Origin of the sequence: Nitratidesulfovibrio sp. 1201_IL3209 (assembly GCF_036763125.1) — a bacterium.
Lineage (GTDB): Bacteria > Desulfobacterota > Desulfovibrionia > Desulfovibrionales > Desulfovibrionaceae > Cupidesulfovibrio.
Genome location: NZ_JBAIYT010000021.1, coordinates 43,415 through 70,202, shown reverse-complemented (window position 1 = coordinate 70,202; position 26,788 = coordinate 43,415). Strand labels below are relative to the sequence as shown.

Genomic DNA, 26,788 nt, shown 5'->3' with positions numbered 1-26,788 from the left:
GCGACTGGCTTGAACACCTGTAGCGTAACCGGAAAGGTGTTTTTTGGTATAACCGATTGACTCCACCCGCATAGCGGGTGGTTCTCTGTTTCGGTCGCTTCGCTCCCTCAACTGGCTAAAGCCATAACGGAAGGGGAGGGGGCGCGTGCGCGCCTCCTCCCCGGTCTTGTGGTCACGTTGCGCGCGGGCGCGTTATTCCAGGGGCACGGTGCGGAAGAAGGTCTGGCCGCGCCGCATCAGTTGCAGCATCACCGCGCCGCGCTTCTTGCCGTCCTGCTCGATGATCTTGGTGAGGTCGGCGGCGGTGTTTACCGGCTTCAGGTTGGCCAGCAGGATGATGTCCCCGGCGCGGATGTCCGCTTCCGCCGCGGGCTTGCCGCCCTCGACGGCGACCACCAGCAGGCCGCGCGCTTCTTCCAGCTTCAGGTTGCGGGCGTCTTCGGCGCTCACCGGGCGCACGCTCATGCCAAGGCTGGCCGCGGCCTGTTCCTTGCCGCTCTTTTCCGGACCGGGTTCGCCGCGCTGGGCGGTAAGGTGTTCCGCCGTGCGTTCGCCCAGGGTCAGGTTGACGGTCTTGGTCTGGCCGCTGCGCCACAGGATCAGCTTGGTGGTGTCGCCGGGCTTCAGCGCGGCGATGCGGCGCAGCAACTGGCTGGAATCCGCCACGTCGTCGCCGTCCACCTTCAGCACGATGTCGCCGGGCTTCAGGCCCGCCTTGTCGGCCGGTTCGCCGGGCATGACCGAGCCCACCAGCGCGCCGCGCGGTTCGCCAAGGCCCAGGGCGCGGGCCGTGGCCTCGTCCACGTCCTGGATGGTCACGCCGATCCAGCCGCGCCGCACCTTGCCCTCGGCGCGCAGTTGGGCGATGACCCGCTCGGCCATGCTGCTGGGAATGGCGAAGCCGATGCCCTGGCCGGACGCGATGATGGCGGTGTTGATGCCGATGACCTGGCCGTCCATGTTCAGCAGCGGGCCGCCGCTGTTACCGGGGTTGATGGAGGCGTCGGTCTGCAGGAAGTTGTCGAACGGGCCGGAGCGGATGTCGCGCCCCTTGGCGCTCAGGATGCCCGCGGTCACCGAGTGGTCGAGGCCGAAGGGGTTGCCGATGGCCAGCAGCCATTCGCCCACTTCCAACTTGTCGGAATCGCCGAAGGGCAGCACCGGCAGCGAGTTGCCCGCGTTGATCTTCAGCAGGGCGAGGTCGGTCTCCTCGTCGGTGCCGATGACGTTGGCCACGTACGAGTTGGACTTGCCGCTGGCGCCTTGCAGGTTCACGCGGATCACGTCCGCCTCGGCCACCACGTGGTTGTTGGTGACGATGTAGCCGTCGGTGGAGATGATGAAGCCGGACCCCAGCGAACGCTGCTTCTGCGGGCGCTGCTGGCGGCCGTGGAATTTTTCGAACTGGTCGAAGAACTTGTCGAAGGGGGTGCCGGGCGGCATGTTGCGGAACAGTTCGTTGAACGGATTTTCCGAGGCCTGCACGGTTTTTTCGGTACTGATGTTGACCACGGCATTGCCCGACTGCTTCGCGAGCTCGCGGAAGTCCGGCAGCATGGGCGCGGCCTGCGCGGCGGCTGCAAGCACAAGGCACAGCGCCAGCGCGGCGGCGAGGGTGCGGGAAAGTGAACGTGCCATGTAGGGCTCCTTGGCAGGGGGAGTTTGCAGGCGACGACGAGCCTGCGATGGCGACCCCCCGTGATCGCGGGGCCGACTGGGTGAGATAATAGGGCATACCGGTACGATGTAAACACCGTAACGCCATTTTTTGTCCGTGGGGCGCAAGGGGCGGCGCAAGGCATGGCCGGGCGCGGGCACGAAAAAAACGGGGGAACGCGCATGCGCCCCCCCCGTCCGGTCGGTATCTGCCGTACGGCTACTTCTTGCGCTTTTCCAGGGCGGCCTGCAAGGCGCTGCCCAGGGTGCCGAAGCCGCCGGAATCGCCCGACACCACGGTGGCCGGGGCGGAAGAGCGCGAACCGCGCCCGCCGTCACGTCCGCCTTCGCGGCCGCCCGGTCGTCCTTCGTGATGCTCCCGCTTCTGGGGCTGGGCGTACTTGCGCCATTCGCCATCGTCCTCGCCGGTGGCGTCGGCCGGGGCCAGCGAGATGCGGCGGGCCTTCACGTCCAGGTCGCGCACCACCAGCGAGACTTCCGCGCCGGGGTTCAGCCCGGCGTAGGTCTTGGACTGGGGCGAGGTGGCGGCCACGGCGTTGGGCAGCAGCCCGGTGACGCCGGGGGCCAGGTTCACGAACAGCCCGAAGGGCGCGCGCTTTTCCACGGTGCCGGTGACGGTGGACCCGGAGGGGAAGCGTTCCTCCACCGTGGACCACGGGTCGCCCTCGGCGTCGCGCAGGCTCAGCGACAGCCGCTTGCGGGCGGGGTCCAGTTCCTTGACCTTCACGGACACGGTCTCGCCGGGGGTCACGGCCTCTTCAGGCTTGTTGATGCGGCGGGTCCAGGACATTTCGGAAAGGTGCACCAGGCCCTCCACGCCGGGCAGCACCTCGATGAAGGCGCCGAACGGGGCGAGGCGGGTGACCTTGCCGGTGAGGATCTGGTCGGGGTCGAGCCGTTCGGCCACGTCCTGCCACGGGTCGCCGGACACCTGGCGGATGGACAGCGAGATGCGCGGGCCCTTGCGGGAATCCCTGCCGCCCTTGCCTTCTTCCGCCCCGGCGATGGACAGCACCTTCACGCGCACCTTGTCGCCCACGCTCACGGCCTCGTCGGCCTGCTGCACGCGCGACCACGACAGCTCGGAAACGTGCACCATGCCTTCCAGGCCGGGCGCGATCTCCACGAAGGCGCCGAACGGGGCAAGGCGGGCCACGGTGCCTTCCAGCACGTCGCCTTCCTTCACGTTTTCCATGAGGGCGCTCAGCGATTCGGCCTGCTCGCGTTCCAGCAGCATGCGGCGCGACACCACGATGTTGCGGCCGTTCTGCTCCAGGCGGGTGATCAGGAACTGGAAGGTCTGGCCGGTGAACGATTCCGGCTCGGCGCCGGGGCGCAGGTCCATCTGGCTGGCCGGGCAGAAGGCGCGGCGCTTCATGACCTCGACGTTGAAGCCGCCCTTGCAGGGGCCCGTGACCCGGCCTTCCACGGGGATGCCCGCCTCGCGGGCGTCCTCCAACTGGGCCAGGCCCACCTGGCCGCCCATGGCGCGCGACAGCTTGATTTCGTTGGCGTTGGCCGAAACCACGTACAGTTCCAGCACGTCGCCCACGGCCACGGGCAGGTTGCCTTCGGCGTCTTCCAGCTCCTTGCGGTCCACAAGACCGTCCACCTTGGCCCCGGTGGCGACGAAGACGGTGTCCTCGCCGATGGCCACCACGGTGGCCTTCACCCGTTCGCCGGTGCGCACGGTTTCCGCCGTGCCGGAATGCGCCTCCAGCAGGTCCGCGAAGCTGGCGTTCTCGTCGAATGCGTCGTCTTCGCTCATTTCGACGGGGGCCGCCTCCTGCGGGGCAGGGGCAACGGTGGCTTCGGGGGCGGTGGCTTCCGCCTGTCCGGTTTCGGTGGCGGCCTCCGGGGTTTCCAGCCCGGTGGCTTCGGTGCGTTCACCAGTCATCAGTCCGATCTCCTTGAAAAGTGGCGTGCGCCGCGTGGCGTTCACCCGCAATATCAGCGCCGAAGGTCAAGGGCAAGTGCGACGGCGTGGTTGCGTCGCCGTCCACGGCGTGCGATAATGGGGCGAAATCGCCATTTCCGTAAGGAGGTTTCATGCTCAAAGCCAAGGCACGCCACATTCTCGTCGATACCGAGGATGCCTGCAACGAATTGAAGGCTCGCATCCAGGCGGGTGAAGACTTCGCCGAGGTGGCGCGCGCCCACTCCAAGTGCCCGTCGGGCCGCCGTGGCGGCGACCTGGGGGAATTCCCCCGTGGCGCCATGGTGCCCGAATTCGACGAAGCCGTGTTCACCGGCGAAGTGGGCACCGTGCTCGGCCCGGTGCGCACCCAGTTCGGCCATCATCTGATCGAAGTCACGTCGCGCAGCGGCAGCTAGGGGCCGCTGCGGGGCGGCTCCCGCAAGGGAAACGCCTTTCCGCTCCCGCCCACTGGACGCGGCCGGACCGCCGCCTTATTCCGTCAGGTAGGCGGCCGCGCCCCGGCAGGGCGCGCCGCGCAGCAAACGTTTATGCAGAGAACCGCAACCCGGCCGGGGCGGCTGCCCCGCAAGGCACCGCCCCGGCCGTCCGTTTTTTTTGCCGGTCGTCGCCCGGCCCCCGTTCGCACCTTGTGCTCCCATTTCCGGAGGTCACCCGCATGGCCAACTTCAAATTGTGGAAAAGCGAGGAGTTGCAGCGCCTGAGAAGCGAGAGCGACCGGATGTTCGACCGGTTGTGCTCGGAACTGGGCCTGCCCTCGGTCTGCCAGCCGCTGATGGAACCGGCGCTGCGCATGATCGACACCCCCGATGCGGTGGTGGTCGAGGCGCAGTTGCCGGGCGTCACCGCCGAAGACCTCGACATCGTCATCACCGGCAGCGTGCTCATCGTGCGCTGCGCCCAAAGCGCCGCCTGCGCCATCGGCGAATCCAGCAGCCGGTACGAAAGCCGTTTCATGCTGCCGTGCAAGATCCGCACGGAGGACGTGGAGGCGGAACTGGACGAGGGCGTCTTGCGCATCACCATGCCCAAGTGCCGCAGGCCCGAAGCGCGCCGCGTTCCCGTCAGGACCGGCCGGGCCGGTTGAGAAACAAGGAGGCACCATGACCACCACCAAGAAGGCGACCAAACGCACCGCTGCCTCTTCCGCGTCCCCGTCCCTGCCCGCATCCCCGTCCGCATCCGCGCCCTCATCCACGTCGGGCGGCGGGGGGCTTCCCGCTCCGCTCGCGCCCGAACAGCTGCGCTGGACGCTCGACCCCGCAACGCTGCCCTTCGCCCACACCGGCGAAGTGGATGAACAGGCCGACATCATCGGCCAGCGGCGGGGGGTGGACGCCTTCCGTTTCGGCATGGGCATGCAGGGCAAGGGCTACAACATCTTCGTCACCGGGGCCGTGGGCATCGGCAAGCTGTCCATGGTCAAGCGGCTGCTGGGCAACGGCGCACGCGGCGAGGCCACGCCCGACGACCTGTGCTTCGTGAACAACTTCAAGACGCCCGAGGAGCCCATCCTGCTGCGCTTTCCGGCGGGCAAGGGGCGCGCCTTCAAGGCCGACGTGCAGGCGTTCCTGGATACGGTGAAGCGCGACATCCCCCAGCTGTTCGAAAGCCAGGAATACATCGCCAGCAAGAACGAGATCATCGAGGCGCACGACAGGAAGACCCGCGAGTTCTTCAAGAACCTGGAAACCAAGGTGCGCGATTCCGGCTTCGTGCTGGTGAACATGCAGATGGGCCAGATCCAGCGGCCGGACATCGTGCCCATCGTGGACGGCGAGCCGGTGCACCTGCTGAAGCTGGAGGAAATGGCCGCCAAGGGGCGCTTTCCGCGCGAGGAACTGGAAAAGCTCCAGGAAACCTACAAGACGCTGAAGGAAGAAATCGACGCGATCTTCCTCGACGTGCGTGAACTGCAGAAGGAAGTGAAGCGCAAGACCGAGGAGGTGGACCGGCTCATGTTCATGAGTTCGGCGCGCGACCTCGCCCGGCCGCTGCTGGAAGGGTACGAGGACCCTAAGGTGCAGAAGCACATCGAGGCGGTGCTGGCCGACATGGCCGAAAACCTGGACGGCCTGAAGGTGATGGGCCAGCAGGTGCAGGGGCCCATGGGCATGTTCGTGCCCGCCCCGGCGGAAGCGGTGCTGCATCCCTACCAGGTCAATCTGCTGGTGGACAACGCGGAACTGGAAGGCCCACCGGTGATCGTGGAATCGTTCCCCAACTACCGCAACGTGTTCGGCTCCATCGAGCGGGTCATGGACCGTTCCGGCCTGTGGCGCACCGACTTCACCAAGATCAACGCCGGGTCGTTCGTCAAGGCCAACGGCGGCTACCTGGTGCTGAACCTGATGGACGCCATCATGGAGCCGGGGGTGTGGCAGACCCTGAAGCGCGCCCTGAAGACCTCGGAAATGGAGATCCAGACCTTCGACCCCTACTACTTCATCACGGCCACGGGCATAAAGCCCGAGTCCATCAAGATGGAGGTCAAGGTGGTGGTCATGGCCACGCCCCAGTTGTACCACATGCTGCGGCACTACGACCCGGACGTGCAGAAGATCTTCAAGGTGTGGGCGGACTTCGATTCGTCCATGCCGCTGGACGACGTGTGCGTCACCGACGTGGCCAAGCTGATGAAGACCTTTGTGGCGGCGCGCAGCCTGCGCCAGTTCGACGCCACGGCCGTGGCCGCCCTGCTGGAGCACGGCGTGCGCATGACCGGCCGGCGCGAAAAGCTGACCACCTCGTTCCCGGTGCTGCGCGACATCATGGAAGAGGCCGACTATCTCGCCCGCGAGGCCGGGGCGGACATGGTGTCCGCCGCGCACGTGACGCAGGCGGTGGAAGGCCGCCTGTACCGCGCCGGACTCATCGAGGAGAAGGTGCAGGAGATGATCGACCGGGGCAGCGTGTTCATCGACACCGACGGCGCGGTCGTCGGGCAGGTGAACGGGCTGGCCGTGTACGCCATGGGCGACCACATGTTCGGCAAGCCTTCGCGCATCACCGCCACCACCTCCATGGGGCGCGAGGGCATCATCAACATCGAGCGCGAATCGGACCTGTCCGGGGCCATCCACAACAAGGGCATGCTCATCCTTTCCGGCTACCTGCGCCGGGCCTTCGCCCAGGACAAGCCGCTGACGCTGGCGGCCTCCATCGCCTTCGAGCAGTCCTACGGCGGGGTGGACGGCGACTCGGCCTCGTCCACCGAGCTGTACGCGCTGCTCTCCAGCCTGTCGGGCGTGCCCATCAGGCAGGGCATCGCCGTCACCGGCTCGGTGAGCCAGAAGGGCGAGGTGCAGCCCATCGGCGGCGTGAACGAGAAGATCGAGGGCTTCCACGAGGTGTGCAAGCGCAAGGGGCTGACCGGCGAACAGGGCGTGCTGATCCCCGCCGCCAACGTCAACGACCTGATGCTGAAGCCCGAAGTGCTGGATTCCGTCCGCGCGGGAACCTTCCGCATCTGGGCCGTGCGCAGCGTGGACGAGGGCATCGAACTGCTTACCGGCGTGCCCGCCGGGGTGCGCGGACCGGACGGGGCCTACCCCGAGGGCACCGTGTACGCCAGGGTGGACGCCCGGCTGCGCGAACTGGCCGAAGGGCTGCGCAACTTCGGCGAGAAGAAGGACGAGAACGGCAACGGCAACGGAAAGGGCAAGGGCAGGCGCGCCAAGCCCTCCAAGGAGCCGGAGGACAAGACGGACTAACCCCGCCCTGCCGGGTGGGGACCCGGTTACGGCCGGCGCACGCCATGCCGGAATGACTGGCCGGAATGACCAGCCGGAACGACCGGCCGGAACGAGACGGCCAACGACCATACCGGGCGGCTCCCTCCTGCAGAAAGGGGCCGCCCTTTGCGTGCGGGACCGGATTGCACCGCGCGGAAAAAAGGAACGCTGCCACGGCCGTGACCGATGCAATGGCCGGGAACGTAGTGGTGGCTGATTGTTCAACCACTGCACATGTCAGTAATTATTTATTTCACAATGACGCCGTCTTTGCGCGTCATGCGCGTGCACAACGGAAAAAAGACAATGAGGTGTCACGTAGTGCGCCGAAGAAACAGCTAGTCCCGCAAATGCACAATGTCCGTCCGTTCCGCGCGCCGCATCTTGAAAGGGGGGAACCATGTGATAAGAGGTGGTGACCCTTCTCCCGTAACGGCCAAAGGAGGACGCATGGACCGCGAAGAATATCCGTACGATCTGGTGCAGGTCGTGCTTGTGGCACGCGACGGCAAACGAACGGAAATAGAGGCGCGGGTGGGGTCGCTGCTGTTCGTGGACGTGGAGCGGGACAACTGTTGCGTCAGTTGCGATGCGCAGTGGTGGGACGAGGTGCCGGGCATGCGCCGCCGCGCCGTCCGCACCCTGATGGACGCACTGCACGAGACGGTGCCGCTGCTGGCCGAGCGCTGAAATCCGGCGCAGGCCGTGAGTGTCGCCCTCCGGTGGTTCCGGACGGGTGTTGCAGGGGATGTCGCCTGACGCGGCATCCCTTTTCCGTTGCCGCGCGCGGACGCCAGCGGCGCTCGGGCCGGGGCGTGCGGTCGCCCGTGGCCGGTGAACGGCATGCGGCGGCGCGTGCGCGAGGTGCGGCGGCGCTACGTGTTGCGCCGTTCCGTGAACGGCGAACGGCGGCGCGAGCGGCGGCAGGCCGGGTACTCTTCCTGCCCTGTCCTGTTCGCGGTCACGTTTGCGGCCACGGAAGGGCCATTCACCGAAAGTGACGTGGCGCTCTCGTCAGGGGGCTGTACAACGGAGCCATCGACACCGGCGGCCCCGTGACGGCACGTCCGCCGCCGGACGGGCACTGCACCGGCCCGCGCCCCGATACACGCGGGCACGCGGGCCGGGCGGAACACCACAAGGAGGCACGCATGGCCACGATCACCGAAACGGCGGGCACCACCGGCATGACCATGGAAGCCCCCCCGACCCTCTCGACCCCCACCCCCTCGACCCTGGAGCAGCGCCAGACGCCGCATCAGCCCCACCAGCATCACCCCGACGAAGCGCAGTTCGCGGCGCTGGTCCGTGCCCGGTGGAGCGTTTCCCTCACCCTGACGGCCCTGATGCTGGCCATCTATTTCGGCTTCATCATGGTTCTGGCCTTCCGGCGCGACCTGTTGCAGGCCGCCGTGGGCGGCGGCATGACCCTGGGCATTCCCGTGGGGTTCGGCATCATCGTCGTCGCCTCGGCGCTCACCGGCGCCTACGTGTGGTGGGCCAACCGGGCGTACGACGGCGCGGTGCGCCGCATCGTCACGGGCATGCAGTCAGGCGGGCAGGCGGGACAGACCATGAAGGGGGCGCGCCATGGCGAGTGAATTCACCTCCACCATCGGGCAGCCCAACGCGCTGTCCATCGGGTTCTTCTTCCTGTTCGTGGCCTTCACCCTGGGCGTCACGTGGTGGGCGGCCCGGCGCAGCCGTTCGGCGGCGGAATTCTACGCGGCCGGGCGCAGCGTCACCGGGTTCCAGAACGGGCTGGCCCTGGCGGGCGACTACATGAGCGCGGCCTCGTTCCTGGGCATTGCCGGGCTGGTGGCCCTGAAGGGGTATGACGGGCTCATCTATTCCATCGGCTTCCTGGTGGGCTGGCCGGTAATGATGTTCCTCATCGCCGAGCCGCTGCGCAACCTCGGCAAGTACACCTTCGCCGACGTGGTGGCCTACCGCCTGCGGCAGAAGCCCATCCGCGTGGCCGCCGCGTGCGGCTCGCTGATGACCGTGGCGTTCTATCTCATCGCGCAGATGGTGGGCTCCGGCTCGCTGGTGCACCTGATGTTCGGCCTGCCGTACGAGACGGCGGTCCTGGTGGTGGGCGCGGTGATGATCGCGTACGTGCTGTTCGGCGGCATGCTGGCCACCACCTGGGTGCAGATCATCAAGGCCGTGCTGCTGCTGGGCGGGGCCAGCGTGATGGTGTTCTTCGTGTTGCGGCACTTCGGCTTCAGCCCGGCGGAACTCTTCCGCGCCTCGGCCGCGCGCTACGGCGACAAGGTGCTGGCCCCCGGCGGCCTCGTGTCCAACCCGTGGGACGCCCTGTCGCTGGGCATGGCGCTGATGTTCGGCACGGCGGGGCTGCCGCACATCCTGATGCGCTTCTACACCGTGCCGGACGCCAAGGCCGCCCGCAAGTCGGTGTTTTACGCCACCGGGTTCATCTCGTACTTCTACGTGCTCACCTTCATCATCGGCTTCGGGGCCATGGCGCTGGTGGGGCAGGACATCATCGCCGGGTTCGACAAGGGCGGCAACATGGCCGCGCTGCTGCTGGCCGAGGTGACCGGCGGCACCATGTTCCTGGGCTTCATCGCCGCCGTGGCCTTCGCCACCATCCTGGCCGTGGTGGCCGGGTTGACCCTGGCGGGCGCCACCACCTACGCGCACGACCTGTACGCCAACGTGTTCCGGCGCGGCCGGTCCACGGAAGACGACGAGGTGCGCATGGCCAAGCGGGCCACCGTGGCGCTGGGCGTGCTGGCCGTGGCGCTGGGCATCGCCTTCAAGGGGCAGAACGTGGCCTTCATGGTGGGGCTGGCCTTCGCCATCGCCGCCAGCGCCAACTTCCCCGCGCTGCTCATGTCCATCCTGTGGAAGCGTTTTTCCACCTTCGGGGCGGTGTGCTCCATCGCCACCGGGGCTACGCTGGCAGTGGGACTGATCATGCTCAGCCCCACCGTGTGGGTGGACGTGCTGCATTCGCCCTGGGGCATGGCCGCGCCCTTCGCGTTGAAGAACCCGGCGCTCATCTCGCTGCCCGCCGCCTTCGCAGCCGGATGGCTGGGCTCGGTGCTGCGCCCCGAACCCGACGCCGAGGAACGCTACGCCGAACAGAAGATCCGCAACTACCTCGGCGTGGGCGCGGAGTAGGGAATGAAGACCGGCTATCCCGCCATGGCATCCGTGGCCCCTCCCGGCGGGGAGGGGCCTTTGGAGCGTGGGCCAGAGCGTGGGAAGGACCAGGCCGCGCGCGGCCCGTTGTCCCTTTCCGCGCTGCCGGAGGAAACCCCGTTGCTGCGCCCGGTGCGCGACATGATCGGCGGGGCTCACGGGCCCGGCGGTGTTGACGGGGCGGGACTTCGCGCGCCGCTGTTCGTGGCGGGGGGCACTCCCCTGCGCGAGGCCGCCGCGCGCATGGCCGGGGCGGGGGCATCCGCCTGCCTGGTGCATGCCCCCGGTGGTCCTGCCGGGCCGGGTTCGCCCCCCGGAGTGGACGCCCCCCTGCTCCCGGCGGGCATCCTTACCGAGCGCGACGTGGTGCGCGCGCTGGCGGAGCACGGGCCGGGCGCGGCCGCGCTGCCGGTGGAGGCGGCGATGACCGCCGCGCTGGTCACCGTGCGCGAGGATGAACTGCTGTTCGAAGGGCTGTCGCGCATGGTGCGCCACGCCATCCGGCGGCTGGTGGTGGTGGCGGCCGGGGGCGTGGTGCGCGGCATGCTGGAGGAGCGCGACCTGCTGGCCGCCGGGGCGGACAACCCCGTGCAACTGGTGGCGGACATGGCCGCCGCGCCGGACGGGGCCGCCTGCCGCCCCCTGCTGGAGCGGGCGCGCCGGGTGATGGCGCGTTGCGTGGAGCAGGGCGTGCCCGCGCGCGGCGTGGGGCGGCTGGGAGCCGAGTTGCACGATCACCTGCTGGCCCGCTTGGCGCACTTGGCCGTGGCGTCCATGCCGCTGCCGCCTCCGGCCCCGTTCGGCATGGCCGTGCTGGGCAGCCAGGCCCGGCGCGAGCTGTTCCTGGCGGCGGACCAGGATGCGGCCATGGTCATTTCCGAAGCCTCGGGCGACGTGCCGCCGGAACAGGTGGCCGACTATTTCGAACGCCTTGCCGCGCGCCTTGCCGCCTTGCAGGCCGAGGCAGGCGTGCCGGACTGCCCGCACGGCGTGGTGCCGCGCAATCCCGCCTGGCGTATGACCTTGCCCGCCTGGCGGGCGGACCTGGCGGCCATGCTGCGCGCCCCCGATGCGCAGGGGGTGCTGCGCTGCTCCATGCTGGCGGACGCGCGCGGCGTGGACGACGGCTGGGATCTGGTGGTCCGTCTGCGCGCCCTGCTGACCGACATGGTGCGCGCCGCCCCGCTGATGCTGCGCTGCATGGCGCGCGAGGCGACGCGCTTCGCCCCACCGCTGGGCGTGTTCGGCGCGCTGGTGGTGGAGCGCGCCGGGACGGACAGGACGGCGCGGGCGACGTTGGACCTCAAGAAGGGCGGCTTGTTCCCGCTGATGCACGGCGTGCGCACCCTGACGCTGGACACGGGCGCGACCGCGCACGACACCGCCGGGCGCATCGCGCAGTTGCGGGGGGCGGGCGTGCTGTCCGAAGCGCGCGCGGCCGACCTTGGCGAGGCCATGGAACATCTCCTGGGGCTGCGGGCGCGGGCGCAGGCGGCGGCGGTCCGGAGCGGGGCGGCTCCCGATGACCGGGTGCGGCCCGACGATCTTTCCGGCATGGAGCGCGAGCGGTTGAAGCAATGCTTCAAGGTGGTGGCGGATTTCCAGGACATGCTGCGGCGGCGCTATTCGCTGCATTTGATGGTGTAGCCGGGGGACGGGGCGGGGAGGGCGCATGCACGAGGACGTGATCCGTTTCCTGCGGGGGGTGCCCCCGTTCCTGTTCCTGCCGCGCGCCCGGCTGCGGGCGCTGGCCTTCGGCGCGCAGGTGGTGTTCCTTCCGGCTGGCGAGGAGCTTGAAAACGCCACGGAGGACGGGATGCCCGTGCTGCACGTGGTGGTGAAGGGCGCCATCGCCGTGCGCGGCCATGGCCCGGAGGGCGGCGAACCGCTGGGTCCGGGGACGGTGTTCGGCTGGCCCCACGGGCAGGCGGCAACGCCGCTGGCGTACGCCGCCACCGATGCGCTGTGCTACCTGCTGCCGGTGCGGGCCGTATCCGATGCCCTGGACGACAGGCCCGGCCTGCGGGAACTGCTGGCCCCCGGCTTCGGCCCCGCGCTGCTGGAACTGGGCGCGTCGTCCCTGGCGCGGCGCTGCGCCCTGTCCTGGCAGGGCGGGCGGCCGTGGCAGGCCGTTACGGCGGGCGAAGCCATGCCCGCCGGATTCGCGGCGGCGCCCGTCCAGGTTTCCCTGCGCGAGGCGGCCCGGCTGATGACCGGGCGGCAGCGCAGCGCCATCGTGCTGCTGGACGGGGACGGCAGGGCGGCGGGCATCCTCACCGACCGCGACTTCCGTTCGCGCGTGGTGGCGGGCGGGGCAGGCCACGGGCAGCCCGCCGGCGCGCTGATGTCGTCCCCGGTGCTGTGCGTGCAGGCCGGGGCCTCGTGCCTGGACGTCATGCTGCTGATGGCCGGGCGCAACATCCATCACGTGGTGGTGGTCGATGGCGACGAGCCGGTGGGGGTGTTGTCCTCGCACGACCTGATGGTGCTGCGCGGGGTGTCGCCCACGGCGCTGGCCGAGCGCATCGGCGCGGCCGGAACCCTGACTGGGCTGGTGGAGGCCGCACCGCGCGCCGATGCGCTGGCCGCCGTGCTGCTGGGCGAAGGAGCGCGGCCGGAGACGCTGGACGCCACCCTGCCGGACCTGCACGACCTCATGACCGCCCGGCTGTTCGAACTGGGCATCGTGGCGCTGGGGGAACCGCCGCGCCCGTGGTGCTTCCTTGTTTTCGGCCCGGCGGCCCGGCGCGAGGCGTGGTTCCGCCACCGGCAGTGGAACGGCCTGGTGGTGGGAGACGGCCCCGGCACGCCCGGCAACGGCGACGGAGGTGAGGACGGCCGCGTGGCCGCCTATTTCGGGACGCTGGCCCGTTTCGTGCGCGACGGGTTGCGTGCGCTTGGTTTTGCTCCCTGCCCGCAGGGGCGCATGGCCGCCACTCCGGGGTGGACGCTGTCCGTTTCCGGCTGGCGGGACCGGTTCCGGCAATTGGCGGTGCCGGAGCGCGGTTCCACGGAACGTCACGGCGCTCCGGCCATGCCGCTGCCGGTGCGCCGGGGCATGTTCGACGTGCGCCCGGCGTGCGGAGACCGGGAACTGGGCCTGCGCGTGGCCGCCGTGGCCGACGCGGCGCTGCGCGACGTGGTGCGGGCCGGGGCGCGCTGGCCGTGGGAGGCGGACGGGGCAGGGCGGGGAACCATGCCGGGCGGGGAGATGGCCGACACGGCGCGCGCTCTGGCCGCCGGGCAGGGCGTGCAGCCCCCCGGCACCCTGGCGCGGCTGCGCGCCCTTTCCGCGTGCGTTGGTGGTGCGGGTGAAATCCTGGCCGATGCCCGGCGGGCCTGCGAATATCTGCTGCTGCGCGCCGCCCGGACGGAGCTTGCCCGGCGCGGCGCGGGAGATGGCGGGGGCGACGAAGCCGAGGCCCCTGATGCGGTCACGGATGTGGTCCCTGACGAGGTTACGGACGGGGCCGCCGCCATGGCGGCGGATTCTCCCGGCGGCCCTGATGCCGCCCTTGGAATGGATGGTCTGGACGCGCTGGCCTTGCGCCGCGCCCGCGAAGCCCTGCGGGCGCTGGACGGGCTGCCGGGGCCTCGTGAGGACGCCCCGGCGCCCCGGCGGGGGGACGCCGGGGCCGCCGTTCCGCCGGGGGATGCGCCATCGTTCGCGGCCAGGCGCGGGGACACCCCATGAAGCGCCTGCTGCGCCGCCTGCTGTCCGGCGCCGGACCGGACCCGGCCACGCCGTTGCGGCAGATGGTCTTCGTGTCCGTGGACTGCGAGATGACCGGCCTCAATCCCGCCCGCGACGATCTGCTGGCCGTGGGGGCCGTGGCCCTGCGCGGCATGCGCATGGACCTTTCCGCCACCTTTCGCGGCCTGCTGCGCCCGGCCCGTCCCGTACGGCCGGAAGGGGTGCCCGTGCACCGCATCCTGCCCGGCGAGGCGGCCAGGGGCGACGAGGCGGCGTCGGAACTGGCCCGCTTCGATGCCTGGCTTGCCGGGCTCGCCGCGTTGCCGTCAGGGGTGAAAGGGACCGGGCCGTCCGTGGTGCTGCTGGGCTGGTGCCTGGGGCTGGACGAGGCGTTCCTGGCCGCCGGGCGCAGGCGTGCCGGGCTGCCCGCCCGCGCGCATCCCCGGTGCGACGTGCTGGACCTGTTCCGGCACCTGCGCGCCTCCGGCCGGGCGGCACCAACCGGCGCGCCCTCGCCGCCTCTGGTCGGCGCGCCGTTTGCCCCAGCCCCGTCGTGTACTCCAGCCGCGCCCTGTACCCCGGACGTGCAGGCCGCGCTGGCGGACATCCCCCTCAAGGACGCGGACCTGTACGCGGTGGCCCGTGCGCTGGACGTGAACGTGCACGATGCGCACGACGCGCTGGGCGACGCCTGCCTGTGCGCGCAGGTGTTCCAGCGCCTGGTCCCGTTGCTGGAGCGCCGCCTTGGCCGCCGGGCGGCATGGGGCGACCTTGCCCGCGCGGAAGACGCGGCTGCCTGCGGGGCGCGCCATGGGGGCGGGGCCTTCGGGCTGTGAAGCGCATCGCATCGCCTTGCCCGCGCCACCCTGCGCCCAGCCCATTCCCTTGAACAACGAGGCCCCCTGAATACCCAAAGCCCATGCAAGACGAAGCGCCCCGCCGGAACGTCTGTTCCGGCGGGGCGCCCGATCATCTCTTATCGGCTCGACAGTCCGATGGCCATTCCGGCCCGGCTACCTTTCCGCCACTGGTCGCTGCGGCGCGCGCTTGCGCTGTTCGGCGTAGCGCGGGTCGTTCTGGCCCGTCAGCGAGAGCGCATGGGTGGTGCAGCCGGTGACGCAGGCGGGCTTCAGCCCGGCGTCGATGCGGTCCATGCACAGGTCGCACTTCACGGCCTTGTCCCCGTCCTCGTTCCATTGCGGGATGTGCCAGGGGCAGGCTTCCAGGCACGCGCCGCAGCCGATGCAGTCGTCGGCCTCCACGTACACGATGCCGTCGGCCTCGCGCTTGGTCATGGCCCCGGTGGGACACACGTCCACGCATTCCGGCTCCTCGCAGTGGAAGCAGGGCATGTACAGGGTGCGGTAGGCGGGCGCGCCGCCGGCACCGGCCACGGGGCCGTCGGTGAAGTGCACGCCCAGTTTGATGCCCACAGGCATCCCGTTCTTGACCTTGCAATGTACTTCACACGCCTTGCAGCTGATGCAGCGGCGCTCGTCGGTGACGATGCAGTAGGTGCTCATGTGCTGTCCCCTATGCCCTGGCTGCGGCCTTGCGCACGGCCACGAAGTGTTCCTGCATGGATATGCCGCCCCCGGCCCGGTCGTAGCGTTCCAGCCCGCCGGGCATCAGGTCCTGGTCGGCCACGCCCTTGCCCCGCGCCCGCGATTCCACCGGCAGCCGGTGGCCGAACCCGTGCACCATGAACAGCGCCTCGGGGTGGACGAAGTCGGTGACGAAGGCGCGCAGCCGCCCGGCGGCGGCGCCCCGGGCATCCAGCACTTCCAGCAGGTCGCCGTCGGAAATGTCCAGTTCGGCGGCCCTGGCGGTGTTGATCCAGGCCACGTTGGTGGGCATCTGCTCGGCCAGCAGGGGGTTGTTCACGGTGTGCCCCTGGGTGTGCAGGGCCGTGCGCCCGAAGGCGATGCGGAACATGCCCTGCGGGGGCGCGGGCGGCGCGGCGTAGGTGCGCAGGCTGGGTTCCCCGGCCTTGGTCCACTTGGGGCTGATCATTTCCAGCCTGCCCGACGCGGTGGGGAACTTCAGTTCGGCGTCCTCGCGGTACTTGGGCGCGTCGCACAGTTCCACGAAGCCCTTGGCGTCGAAGTCGGCCATGGTCACGCCCGTGGGCTGCAACTGGTATTCCCAGATGTCCTCGATGCGCTCGAAGGCCAGCTTGTCCATGCCCAGCCGTTTCGCCAGCCCGCACAGGATTTCCCAGTCCGCCCTGGTGTCCAGCGTGGGTTGCATGGCCCGCCTGCGCACGAAGAACTGCGGCTTCAGCCCGCCCTTGGAGGCGATGATGCTCTCGCGCGAAAGGTAGGTGGACAGGGGCAGCACCACGTCGGAATGCCACGCCGTGTCCGACCACGAGAAGGTCACGCTGACCAGCAGGTCCAGCCCTTCCCACTTGCGCTTCATGGCCTCCGCGTCGGGCATGGCCATCAGCGGGTCGTGCCGGTAGCAGATGTACGCCTTGACCGGGTACGGGTCGCCGGTGGCGATGGCGTCGTAGGCCAGGTTGATCAGGCCGGGGCCGCCGTCGAACTGGGTGTGCCGCCAGCCCACGCCGTCGGCGCGCTTCTCTTCGGGGGCGGGGTACAGGTCCACCAGCTTCTTCAGGCCCTTGCGGCCCACGTCGCCGGGCTTGTTGGCGATGGGCAGGCCGCCCTTGGCCCCGATGGAGCCGAGCAGGGCATTGATGATGTACGCGGTGCGACAGACGTGGAACGAATCGTCGTAGCGGGCCACCATCCAGCCGGGGTGCCAGATGACGTGGGGCGCGGCCTCCGCCAGTTGGCGGGCCAGCGCGGTGATGGCGGCGGCGGGCACGCCGGTCTCGCCTTCGGCCCACTGCGGGGTGCACGCGGCCACGTGGTCGGCCAGCGCGTCGAAATCCTGCACGTGCGCTTCCACGTAGGGCTTGTTGTACAACCCCTCGTTGATCAGCACGTGGATCACGGCCTGGTTGAAGGCCAGGTCGCTGCCGGGGCGCACCATGTAGAAATTGTCGGCCTTGCCCGCGGTGTAGGTGGCGCGGATGTCCACCACGCTGAGCTTGCAGCCCTTTTCCAGGCCGTCGAGCACCGCGTTGGCCTCGGCCACGTTGATGGCTTCAAGGATGTTGCGGGTTTGCAGCACCAGGTGCTTGCAGTTGCGGTAGTCGTAGACCACTTCCTTGCGGCCGATGCCCATCACCGACTTGGCGGCGTGCTGCACGTTGCGCGCGCAGGCGCTGTCGTGGTTGCAGTAGTTGGGCGAACCCAGGCCGCGCATGAAGGCCTGGTGCAGGTCCACGAAGGGGCCGCCCCGGTCGGAGAACAGCACGCTGCGCCCGCCGTGGGCGGCGGTGATGTCCTTCAGCCTTGCGGCCACATGGTCCAGCGCCTCGTCCCACGAGGCTTCGCGCCATTTGCCCTCGCCGCGTTCACCCACGCGGATCAGGGGGCGCTGCGGACGCTCCGTGTCCATTTCCAGCGCGATGCCCGCCGCGCCTCTGGGACACAGCGCTCCCTTCAGGGGCGACTTGGGGTTGCCCTCGATGCGGACGGCCTTGCCGTCCTCCACTTCCACCACGATGGGACAGCGCACGCTGCACATGCCGCACACGCTGTACACCTCTTGCCTGCCTGCCATGGCTGCCTCCGGTGTTTGCCTGCCGTTGGATATGTCTTCGAGCATGACCCGCCTACCAGCGCCCGTCCGCGCCGCGCAAGCAAAGCCGCGCATGTGTCGTTTGTAACAGGGACACGCATTCCGTTACACGCGTGACCCCGAAAAATCGAGAGTGTTTCGTGAAAACAATCACGATTTGTGCATGTGCCGTGCTTATTATGCTTTTTTAGGCACATGTGGCGTTTCGACCCAACCAGGCTTGCGAGGTGGCCCATTCTGTCCCCCGGTCCGCCAGCCCGCGCCCCGCCTTGCCTTGCGGGACCCCACAGACACGAAAAGAGGATGTGCCGTGCCCGGCGGACGGGCACGGCCGGGCGTGTCCGGGCCAGTTGGCGCCAGCCGTGCAGGCGGGGAATCATGCAGTATAACGGAATACAAGGAAAAGAGACTTTGGCCCCGTCCTTGCTGAATGAGGGCAGGAGTGTTCGCGGAGATTACGGGCTCCGCAATGACGTCGCTAACCCCAACTCAGCGAGGTAGGCAGACATGGCAGTGCAGGAACAGGTCTACGGGTTCTTCATTCCCAGCGTTACCCTGATCGGCATCGGCGCCTCCCGGGCCATTCCCGAAAAGATCAAGGCGCTCGGCGGGTCCAAGCCGCTCATCGTCACCGACATGGGCATCGTCAAGGCGGGCATCCTGAAGCAGATCACCGATCTGCTGGACGCCGCCAAGATGGCCTACAGCGTGTACGACGAGACCATCCCCAACCCCACCGACGACAACGTCCACAAGGGCGTGGAAGTCTACAAGAAGAACAAGTGCGACAGCCTGATCACCCTGGGCGGCGGCAGCTCGCACGACTGCGGCAAGGGCATCGGCCTCGTGGTCGCCAACGGCGGCAAGATCCACGACTTCGAGGGCGTGGACAAGTCGACCAAGCGCATGCCCCCGTACCTGGCCGTGAACACCACGGCGGGCACCGCCTCTGAAATGACCCGCTTCTGCATCATCACCGACACCAGCCGCAAGGTGAAGATGGCCATCGTGGACTGGCGCGTGACCCCCAACATCGCCCTGGACGACCCGCTGCTGATGATGGGCATGCCCCCGGCGCTGACCGCCGCCACCGGCATGGACGCCCTGACCCACGCCGTGGAAGCCTACGTTTCCACCATCGCCACCCCCATGACCGACGCCTGCGCCGAACAGGCCATCACGCTCATCGCCACCTTCCTGCGCCGCGCCGTGGCCAACGGGCGCGACATCGAGGCCCGCGAGCGCATGTGCTTCGCCCAGTACCTGGCGGGCATGGCCTTCAACAACGCCAGCCTGGGCCACGTGCACGCCATGGCCCACCAGTTGGGCGGCTTCTACGACCTGCCGCACGGCGAGTGCAACGCCATCCTGCTGCCGCACGTCTCGCAGTTCAACCTCATCGCCAAGCTGGACCGCTTTGCCCGCATCGCCGAACTGATGGGCGAGAACATCAGCGGCCTTTCGGTGCGCGACGCGGCGGAAAAGGCCATCTGCGCCATCAAGCGCCTGTCGGCCGACGTGGGCATCCCCGCCGGCCTGGTGGCCCTTGGCAAGCGCTACGGCAAGGACGTGAAACCCAAGGACATCGCCATCATGACCAAGAACGCCCAGAAGGACGCCTGCGGCCTGACCAATCCGCGCTGTCCCACCGATGCCGATGTCGCGGCCATTTACGAAGCGGCCATGTAAGGGGTACAGACAAAGCCGGGCGTGGTCCTTTTCAGGGTGACGGCGGGCAACCCCACCTGCATACCGGCCCGCGCGGAGGATGCACCAACATCCTCGCGCGAGCGCGTGAAGGGCCCCCAAAAAACCGGTCCCTCCCTTGCCGGAGCGGACCCGATCGGCCCCGACCGGCTTTGGCAATGTCCCCACTTGCGCTTTCGGCCGCCGCGGGAAGGAGAAATCCTTCCCCTTCCCGCGGCGGCATCCGCGAGCGCGCAACCGCAACGTGCCGGGAAACGACATGGACGTGACCAACCTTGAATCTGTCCGCGACGACGATTTCATCCATGCGGTCATGGAGGAAAGCGGGCAGGATCTTACGCACTGTTACCAGTGCGGCAACTGTACGGCGGGGTGTCCGTGCGGGTTCGCCTACGACATCCAGGTCAGCCAGATCATGCGCAACCTGCAGGCGGGCCGGAAGGACAAGGTGCTGAACAGCCGGTCCATCTGGCTGTGCCTGTCCTGCTCCAGTTGCACCACCCGCTGCCCCAACAACATCGACGTGGCGCGGGTGATGGACGTCTTGCGCCACATCGCCCGGCGAGAGGGCCGGGTGGCAGAGAAGGGCGTGACCACCTTCTGGGACGCCTTTCTGGCTTCCGTGCGCAAGCACGGCCGGGTCTATGAACTGGGCGTGGTGGCCAACTACGTGGCCCGCACCGGCAGAGTATGGACGGACATCGACCTGCTGCCGCGCATAGCGCCCAAGGGCAAACTTTCTCCCATGCCGCACGGCATCCAGGGCCGGGACGAGATCGCCCGCATCTTCCAGCGCTACGAGGAGGAAAGGACGCGATGAATCTCGCCTACTACCCCGGCTGTTCGGGGCTCGGCACCTCGCGCGAGTACGAACGCTCCACCCGGGCCGCCTGCGCGGCGCTGGGGGTGAAGCTGACGGACATTCCGGACTGGAGCTGTTGCGGCTCCACCCCGGCCCACGCGCTGGAACACGCGCTGTCGGGCGCGCTTTCGGCCCGCAACCTGGTGGGCGCGGCCCGCGCGGGCTGCGACACCGTGGCCACCCCCTGTCCGAGCTGCCTTTCCAACCTCAAGACCGCCCGCCACCGCATGGCCGACACGGCGTTCCGCGCCAAGGTCGGCCGCCTGCTGGACCAGCCCGCCGATGAGCTGGCGGCCCTTCCCGATGTCCAGTCGGTGCTGGAAACGCTGGTGACCCGCGTGGGGCTGGACGCCATCCGCGCCAGGGTGCGCCAACCCCTCGCCGGGCTGCGCGTGGCCCCCTATTACGGCTGCATCATGACCCGCCCGGCGGATGTCATGCGCTTCGACGATCCGGAAAACCCCACCTCCATGGACGACCTGCTCACGGCGCTGGGCGCCGAGGTGGTGCCCTTCCCCTACAAGGTGGAATGCTGCGGGGCCTCGTACGGCGTCACGCGGCGGGACATCGTGGCCCGGCTTTCCGGGCGGCTGCTGGGCGCGGCGCGCGACGCCGGTGCCCACGCGGTGGTGGTGGCCTGTCCGCTGTGCCAGATGAACCTGGACCTGCGCCAGTCGCAGGTGGAATGGCCCGGCGGCAAGGCCGTGGACATGCCGGTGTTCTACTTCACCCAGTTGCTGGGGCGCGCCCTGGGCGTGCCCGACGCGGAACTGGGGCTGGAACAGCTGTGCGTTGACCCGGCCATCGCCTTCCGCCGCGCGGCGCAGGTTGTCGCGGCACGGCAGGCCGAAGAGGCCGCGCAGGCCGCCAAGGCTGCCGCCCAGGCCGCCAAGACGGCGCAGGCCAAGCAGGCCGCCGCAGCGAATGAAGGGGGCAGGGCATGAGAATAGGTGTTTTCGTCTGCCACTGCGGCAGCAACATCGGCGGCACCGTGGACGTGCCCAGCGTGGCGGAAACGGCCCGCGCCTATCCCGACGTGGTCTTTTCCTCCGACACCATGTACGCGTGCTCCGAGCCGGGGCAGGCTGCCATCGTGGACGCCATCAGGGAACATGCGCTGGACGGCGTGGTGGTGGCCTCGTGCACCCCGCGCATGCACGAGCCCACCTTCCGCCGCACGGTGGAGCGGGCCGGGCTGAACCGCTACATGTTCGAGATGGCCAACATCCGTGAACATGTTTCATGGATCGGTAAGGACCGCGAGGCCAACAGCAACAAGGCGGCGGAACTGGTCCGCATGGCCGTGGAAAAGCTGCGCCTGAACGCGCCGCTGTACCCCAAGTCGTTCGACGTGACCAAGCGCGTGCTGGTCATCGGCGGCGGGGTGGCGGGCATCCAGGCCGCGCTGGACTGCGCCGACGGCGGCATCGAAGTGGTGCTGGTGGAGCGCGAATCGACCATCGGCGGCAAGATGGCCAAGCTGGACAAGACCTTCCCCACCGTTGACTGTTCCAGCTGCATCCTGGGTCCCAAGATGGTGGACGTGTCCCAGCACCCCAACATCCGCCTGTACGCCCATGCCGAGGTCGAGAAGATCGGCGGCTACGTGGGCAACTTCAAGGTGGACGTGCGGCGCAGGGCCACCTACGTGGACTGGGAACTGTGCACCGGCTGCGGCCTGTGCATGGAAAAGTGCCCCAGCAAGAAGTCGCCCGACGCGTTCAACGAGCACGTGGGCGTCACCACCTCCATCAACATCCCGTTCCCGCAGGCCATCCCCAAGAAGGCCATCATCGACCCCACGTCCTGCCGCCAGTTCGTCAAGGGCAAGTGTGGCGTGTGCGCCAAGGTGTGCCCCACCGGGGCCATCCGCTACGACATGGAAGACGAGGTGGTCACCGAGGAAGTGGGGGCCATCATCGCGGCCACGGGCTACGACCTGTTCGACTACACCCGGTACACGGAATACGGCGGCGGGCGCTACCCGGACGTGATCACCTCGCTCCAGTACGAACGGCTGCTGTCGGCCTCCGGCCCCACGGGCGGGCACGTCAAGCGCCCGTCCGACGGCAAGGAGCCGAAGACCGTGGTGTTCATCCAGTGCGTGGGCTCGCGCGACCGTTCCGTGGACCGCCCGTATTGCAGCGGCTTCTGCTGCATGTACACCGCCAAGCAGGCGGTGCTGACCAAGGACCACATCCCCGATTCGCGCAGCTACGTGTTCTACATGGACATCCGCGCCAACGGAAAGATGTACGAGGAGTTCACCCGCCGGGCCATGGAGGAATACGGCGTGCAGTACGTGCGCGGCCGGGTGTCCATGATCGTCCCGCAGGGCGACACCTATCTTGTGCGCGGGGTGGACACCCTGCTCGGCGAACAGGTGGAGGTGGCCGCAGACCTGGTGGTGCTGGCCGTGGGGGCGGAATCCTCGCGCGGGGCGCCGCAACTGGCCGAAAAACTGCGCATTTCCTACGACAACTACGGCTTCTTCATGGAAAGCCACTGCAAGCTGCGTCCGGTGGAAACCAATACCGCGGGGGTCTACCTCGCCGGTGCGTGCCAGGGTCCCAAGGACATCCCGTCCTCGGTGGGGCAGGGCAGCGCGGCGGCGGCCAAGGTGCTGGGCCTCTTCTCGCGCGGCAGGCTGGAAAGCGACCCGCAGATCTCGCAGGTGGACGTGCGCCGCTGCGTGGGCTGCGGCAAGTGCATCACCACCTGCCCCTACGGGGCCATCGAATGGATGGAACTGCGCGGCGAGATGAAGGCCCGCGTCATTGAAACGGTGTGCCAGGGCTGCGGCATCTGCACGGTCACCTGCCCGCAGGGGGCCATCCAGTTGCAGCACTTCACCGACAATCAGATCCTCGCGGAGGTCAACGCACTATGCCTGTCCTGAAGGGGAAGGAACTCCGCGTCGTAGGGTTCCTGTGCAACTGGTGCTCGTACGGCGGTGCCGACACCGCCGGGGTCGGGCGTTTCTCGCAGCCCACGGACCTGCGCATCATCCGCGTGCCCTGTTCGGGCCGCGTGGACCCCATGTTCGTGGTGAAAGCGCTGCTCAGCGGCGCGGACGGGGTGCTGGTCTCCGGCTGCCACCCGCGCGACTGTCACTACAGCCAGGGCAACTTCTACGCCCGGCGACGGCTTGAAACCCTGAAGGAATTCCTGCCCGCCCTGGGCATCGACCCGGACCGCTTCCAGTACACCTGGGTTTCGGCGTCGGAAGGGCAGCGCTGGAAGAATGTCGTATCGTCCTTTGTCGAGAAGGTGCACCAGTTGGGGCACGCCCCGCGCATCGAGGAAGCCGCCCCCTACCTGCCGCTGGCGGAAAAGGGCGACATCCCGCGCGCGTCGCTACGTCCGCTGGCGTATCCTGCGGCGGGCACGCTGGCCGCGTCGCTGGAACAACTGCGCGAGAAGATCCGCGCGGCCCTGCCGGAACTGGACTGCGTCATCGGCTGGCAGCAGGGCTTCGACGCGCTGCACGCCACGCCGCTGTTCATGCGCAAGCCCGAAGACGTGGACAAGCTGACCTGGGGACCGCTGAACGTGCACAACCTGGCCACCTACCTGCCGCAGTTCAAGAACCGCAAGGTGGGCGTGGTGGTCAAGGGGTGCGACAGCCGTTCGGTCATCGAACTGTTGCAGGAACAGCTCATCGAGCCCGACAGCGTGCGGGTGTTCGGCATGGCCTGCGAGGGCGTGGTGGACGTGACCCGCGTGCAGAAGGCGCTGGACGGCGTGGGTGACGTGGCCTGCACCGACACGGCTCCCGCAGCGGTGGGCGTTGACGGCGACGGCCTGTCCATTGAAGGCGAAGCCCCGGCCCGCCTCAAGCTGGCGGATGTGGTGGCCGAAAAGTGCCGCACCTGCGACACCCCCGTGCCCCTGCTGGGCGACGTGGTGGAGGGCAACGCCTCCGCCCCGGCCGGCCCCGCGCCCGACGCGCCGCCCAGTCTCGAAGCCCTGGACGCCATGACCCCGGAACAGCGGCGCGGCTTCTGGCGCGCCCAGATGGACCGCTGCCTGCGCTGCTACGCCTGCCGCAACGCCTGTCCCATGTGCGTGTGCCGCGACCACTGCATCGCCGAAACCCGCGACCCGCACTGGACCACCCAGGAAGGCAACATCCGCGAGAAGTTGCAGTTCCAGGTCATCCACGCCCTGCACCTGGCCGGGCGCTGCACCGAATGCGGCGAATGCCAGCGGGCCTGCCCGGTGAACATCCCGGTGCTGGCCCTCAAGCAGTGGATGAACCGTTCGGTGCGCACCCTGTTCGACTACCGCGCCGGGGTGGACGTGAACGCGGTGCCGCCGCTGCTGTGCTTTGCCGTTGAAGAAAAGAACATCAAGGAGCATGGGCTGTGATGAGCTTCGCACGATACATCGCGCGCGGCGAGCTTGCCCGCGCCCTCGACCTCATGGCGCGGGGCCGCGTGACGTACGCGCCCCGCAGGGAAGGCGACGCCGTGGTCTTCCGCCCCCGCGCGGAAGGCGAGGAACCGCTGCTGGCCCGCGCCACGGTGCCGCCCAAGGGCGTCATCTTTCCGCAGAGCGAGCGGCTGTTCGCCTTCATCCGCGAAAAGGACCCCAACGACCCCGGCCGCACCACCGTGCGCCTGGATTCCACCGTGGACATCGAACCGGCGCTGATCTTCGGCGGCCGCCCGTGCGACGCGCGCGGCTTCCACATCTTCGACCGGGTGTACCTGAACGGCCCCCACCGCGACCCGTACTATGCGGCGCGGCGCGAGGCCACCGTGGTGGTCACCCTGGCCTGCACACAGGCCGGGTCCACCTGCTTCTGTCACTGGACCGGCTGCGGCCCGGCGGACACCACCGGCTCGGACATCCTGCTGACGCCCGTCGGCAGTGGTGACGAGGGCGGCTTCGTGGCCGTGGCCGTCACCGAGCGCGGCGGGGCCGTGCTGGAACAGGCCGACCTGCCCGAGGCCGACGCCGCCCGCGCGGACGCCGCCCAGGCCGTGCACGCGGCCACCCTGGCGGCCCTGAACGCGCAAAGTCCGGCCCCGGACCTGTCTACCACCCCGGACCGCCTGCTGGAACGCTTCGGCGACGCCGACTTCTGGCGCGACATGTCCGACAAGTGCCTGTCCTGCGGGGCCTGCACCTACCTGTGCCCCACCTGCTACTGCTTCAACATCACCGACGAGAACGACGGCGGCGACGGCATGCGCGGCAGGAGGCTGCGCAGCTGGGACAACTGCATGTCCTCGCTGTTCACCCGCGAGGCCAGTGGCCACAACCCGCGCATGGGCAAGGCCCTGCGCCTGCGCAACCGCGTGGGCCACAAGTTCTCGTACTACCCCCGGCTGCACGAGGGCGTGGTGTCGTGCAACGGCTGCGGCCGCTGCATCACCGGCTGCCCGGTGTCCGTGGATATCCGCGAGATGGTGGTGCGCGCCACCGAACCCGACGCGAAGGAGACCCCCAATGCCTGACGCCATCACTCCGCAAGCGGGCGCGCACGCCACCACCCTGGGCACGGGGTTCACCGACAACCCCTACCTGCCCGACGTGGCTACCGTGCTGGAAACCGTGCAGGAAACCCCGGCCATCAAGACCCTGCGCGTGCGCATCGACGACCCGGCGCGCATGGAAGCCTTCCGCTTCAATCCCGGCCAGGTGGGCCAGCTTTCGCTGTTCGGCGTGGGCGAATCCACCTTCGTCATCAACTCGCCGCCCACCCGCATGGACTACCTGCAATTCAGCATCATGCGCGCGGGCGAGGTGACCGCCGCCCTGCACGGCCTGAAGCCCGGCGACAAGGTGGGCGTGCGCGCCCCGCTGGGCAACTGGTTCCCGTTCGAGGCCATGCGCGGCAAGGACATCGTGTTCGTGGGCGGGGGCATCGGCATGGCCCCGCTGCGCACGCTGCTGCTGTACATGCTGGACAACCGCGCCGACTACGGCAACATCACGCTGCTGTACGGCGCGCGCACCCCCAACGACATGGCCTTCCGCGACGACGTGCAGGACTGGCTGGCCCGCACGGACATGAATACCACCCTGACGGTGGACCAGGCCCCCGAGGACTGGCCGCACCGTGCCGGGCTGATTCCCCACGTGCTGCTGGACCTGGCCCCGCCCAATGCGAACAGTGTCGCCGTGCTGTGCGGCCCGCCCATCATGATCAAGTTCACGGTGGAGGCGTTGAAGAAGCTGCACTTCGCCGACGAGCAGATCATCACCACGCTGGAACGGCGCATGAAGTGCGGCATCGGCATCTGCGGGCGCTGCAACATCGGCACCAAGTACGTTTGCGTGGACGGGCCGGTGTTCACCTACGCCGAACTCCGCGATTTGCCCAACGAACTCTAGCCGCAAGT

General features: G+C 68.9%; 20 protein-coding genes. 16 read left to right on the top strand and 4 right to left on the bottom strand.

The features are described from left to right. Positions 1-192: 192 nt before the first annotated feature. Complete coding sequence (locus tag V6B97_RS11075) at positions 193-1,638, bottom strand: DegQ family serine endoprotease (RefSeq protein WP_333506565.1); 1,446 nt, start codon at positions 1,636-1,638, stop codon at positions 193-195. A gap of 238 nt (positions 1,639-1,876) precedes the next feature. After that, a complete protein-coding gene (locus V6B97_RS11070) occupies positions 1,877-3,574 on the bottom strand; it encodes a 30S ribosomal protein S1 (protein ID WP_333506564.1) in 1,698 nt (565 codons plus the stop codon). 152 nt (positions 3,575-3,726) lie between these two features. Here V6B97_RS11070 and V6B97_RS11065 point away from each other — a divergent pair, with 152 nt between their 5' ends. The 9 genes from V6B97_RS11065 to V6B97_RS11025 all read left to right on the top strand — a co-directional run bounded on the left by V6B97_RS11065 (position 3,727) and on the right by V6B97_RS11025 (position 15,048). Beyond that, the gene (locus tag V6B97_RS11065; RefSeq protein WP_333506563.1) at positions 3,727-4,011 is read left to right on the top strand and encodes a peptidylprolyl isomerase; all 285 of its coding nucleotides are present in this window, start codon (positions 3,727-3,729) and stop codon (positions 4,009-4,011) included. A 260-nt stretch (positions 4,012-4,271) separates the two neighbouring features. Then, positions 4,272-4,700, top strand: coding sequence for an Hsp20/alpha crystallin family protein (locus tag V6B97_RS11060; RefSeq protein ID WP_333506562.1), 429 nt, complete (start codon positions 4,272-4,274; stop codon positions 4,698-4,700). Positions 4,701-4,716: 16 nt separating this feature from the next. Beyond that, positions 4,717-7,326 carry a Lon protease family protein gene (locus tag V6B97_RS11055; protein WP_333506560.1) on the top strand — a complete coding sequence of 870 codons (2,610 nt, stop codon included), beginning with the start codon at positions 4,717-4,719 and terminating at the stop codon, positions 7,324-7,326. A gap of 471 nt (positions 7,327-7,797) precedes the next feature. Beyond that, positions 7,798-8,037, top strand: coding sequence for a hypothetical protein (locus V6B97_RS11050; protein WP_333506559.1), 240 nt, complete (start codon positions 7,798-7,800; stop codon positions 8,035-8,037). A 545-nt stretch (positions 8,038-8,582) separates the two neighbouring features. Then, a complete protein-coding gene (locus V6B97_RS11045; RefSeq protein ID WP_442935484.1) occupies positions 8,583-8,948 on the top strand; it encodes a DUF485 domain-containing protein in 366 nt (121 codons plus the stop codon). Then, positions 8,938-10,497, top strand: a complete 1,560-nt coding sequence (locus V6B97_RS11040) for a sodium:solute symporter family transporter (protein WP_333506557.1) — start codon at positions 8,938-8,940, stop codon at positions 10,495-10,497. The genes V6B97_RS11045 and V6B97_RS11040 overlap by 11 nt, the downstream gene beginning before the upstream one ends. A 3-nt stretch (positions 10,498-10,500) precedes the next feature. Beyond that, positions 10,501-12,165, top strand: a complete 1,665-nt coding sequence (locus V6B97_RS11035; RefSeq protein WP_333506556.1) for a putative nucleotidyltransferase substrate binding domain-containing protein — start codon at positions 10,501-10,503, stop codon at positions 12,163-12,165. Between the two features lie 25 nt (positions 12,166-12,190). Continuing rightward, a complete protein-coding gene (locus tag V6B97_RS11030) occupies positions 12,191-14,212 on the top strand; it encodes a DUF294 nucleotidyltransferase-like domain-containing protein (protein ID WP_333506555.1) in 2,022 nt (673 codons plus the stop codon). Then, a complete protein-coding gene (locus V6B97_RS11025; RefSeq protein WP_333506554.1) occupies positions 14,209-15,048 on the top strand; it encodes an exonuclease domain-containing protein in 840 nt (279 codons plus the stop codon). Before V6B97_RS11030 ends, V6B97_RS11025 begins: the two co-directional genes overlap by 4 nt. A gap of 177 nt (positions 15,049-15,225) precedes the next feature. On the opposite strand, the gene V6B97_RS11020 is transcribed toward V6B97_RS11025, so the two are convergent. Then, a complete protein-coding gene (locus V6B97_RS11020) occupies positions 15,226-15,735 on the bottom strand; it encodes a 4Fe-4S dicluster domain-containing protein (RefSeq protein ID WP_333506553.1) in 510 nt (169 codons plus the stop codon). Between the two features lie 10 nt (positions 15,736-15,745). Then, complete coding sequence (locus V6B97_RS11015; RefSeq protein WP_442935482.1) at positions 15,746-17,893, bottom strand: molybdopterin-dependent oxidoreductase; 2,148 nt, start codon at positions 17,891-17,893, stop codon at positions 15,746-15,748. Between the two features lie 480 nt (positions 17,894-18,373). On the opposite strand from V6B97_RS11015, the gene V6B97_RS11010 reads away from it, so the two are divergent. The 7 genes from V6B97_RS11010 (at position 18,374) to V6B97_RS10980 (ending at position 26,780) form a co-directional block, all read left to right on the top strand. Then, entirely contained in the window at positions 18,374-19,555 is a 1,182-nt protein-coding gene (locus V6B97_RS11010) for an iron-containing alcohol dehydrogenase (RefSeq protein WP_333506551.1), read from the top strand. 277 nt (positions 19,556-19,832) lie between these two features. Beyond that, positions 19,833-20,393 (top strand): 4Fe-4S dicluster domain-containing protein, encoded by a 561-nt coding sequence (locus V6B97_RS11005; RefSeq protein ID WP_116305517.1) that lies wholly within the window; start codon positions 19,833-19,835, stop codon positions 20,391-20,393. Beyond that, positions 20,390-21,379, top strand: coding sequence for a CoB--CoM heterodisulfide reductase iron-sulfur subunit B family protein (locus tag V6B97_RS11000; protein ID WP_333506550.1), 990 nt, complete (start codon positions 20,390-20,392; stop codon positions 21,377-21,379). Before V6B97_RS11005 ends, V6B97_RS11000 begins: the two co-directional genes overlap by 4 nt. Continuing rightward, positions 21,376-23,334 carry a CoB--CoM heterodisulfide reductase iron-sulfur subunit A family protein gene (locus V6B97_RS10995; RefSeq protein WP_333506549.1) on the top strand — a complete coding sequence of 653 codons (1,959 nt, stop codon included), beginning with the start codon at positions 21,376-21,378 and terminating at the stop codon, positions 23,332-23,334. The genes V6B97_RS11000 and V6B97_RS10995 overlap by 4 nt, the downstream gene beginning before the upstream one ends. Beyond that, positions 23,322-24,806: a hydrogenase iron-sulfur subunit gene (locus V6B97_RS10990; protein ID WP_333506548.1), complete on the top strand. Its 1,485-nt coding sequence runs from the start codon at positions 23,322-23,324 to the stop codon at positions 24,804-24,806. Before V6B97_RS10995 ends, V6B97_RS10990 begins: the two co-directional genes overlap by 13 nt. Beyond that, positions 24,806-25,900: a 4Fe-4S dicluster domain-containing protein gene (locus V6B97_RS10985; protein ID WP_333506547.1), complete on the top strand. Its 1,095-nt coding sequence runs from the start codon at positions 24,806-24,808 to the stop codon at positions 25,898-25,900. The genes V6B97_RS10990 and V6B97_RS10985 overlap by 1 nt, the downstream gene beginning before the upstream one ends. Then, a complete protein-coding gene (locus tag V6B97_RS10980) occupies positions 25,893-26,780 on the top strand; it encodes an FAD/NAD(P)-binding protein (protein WP_333506546.1) in 888 nt (295 codons plus the stop codon). Before V6B97_RS10985 ends, V6B97_RS10980 begins: the two co-directional genes overlap by 8 nt. The last annotated feature ends 8 nt before the right edge of the window (positions 26,781-26,788 follow it).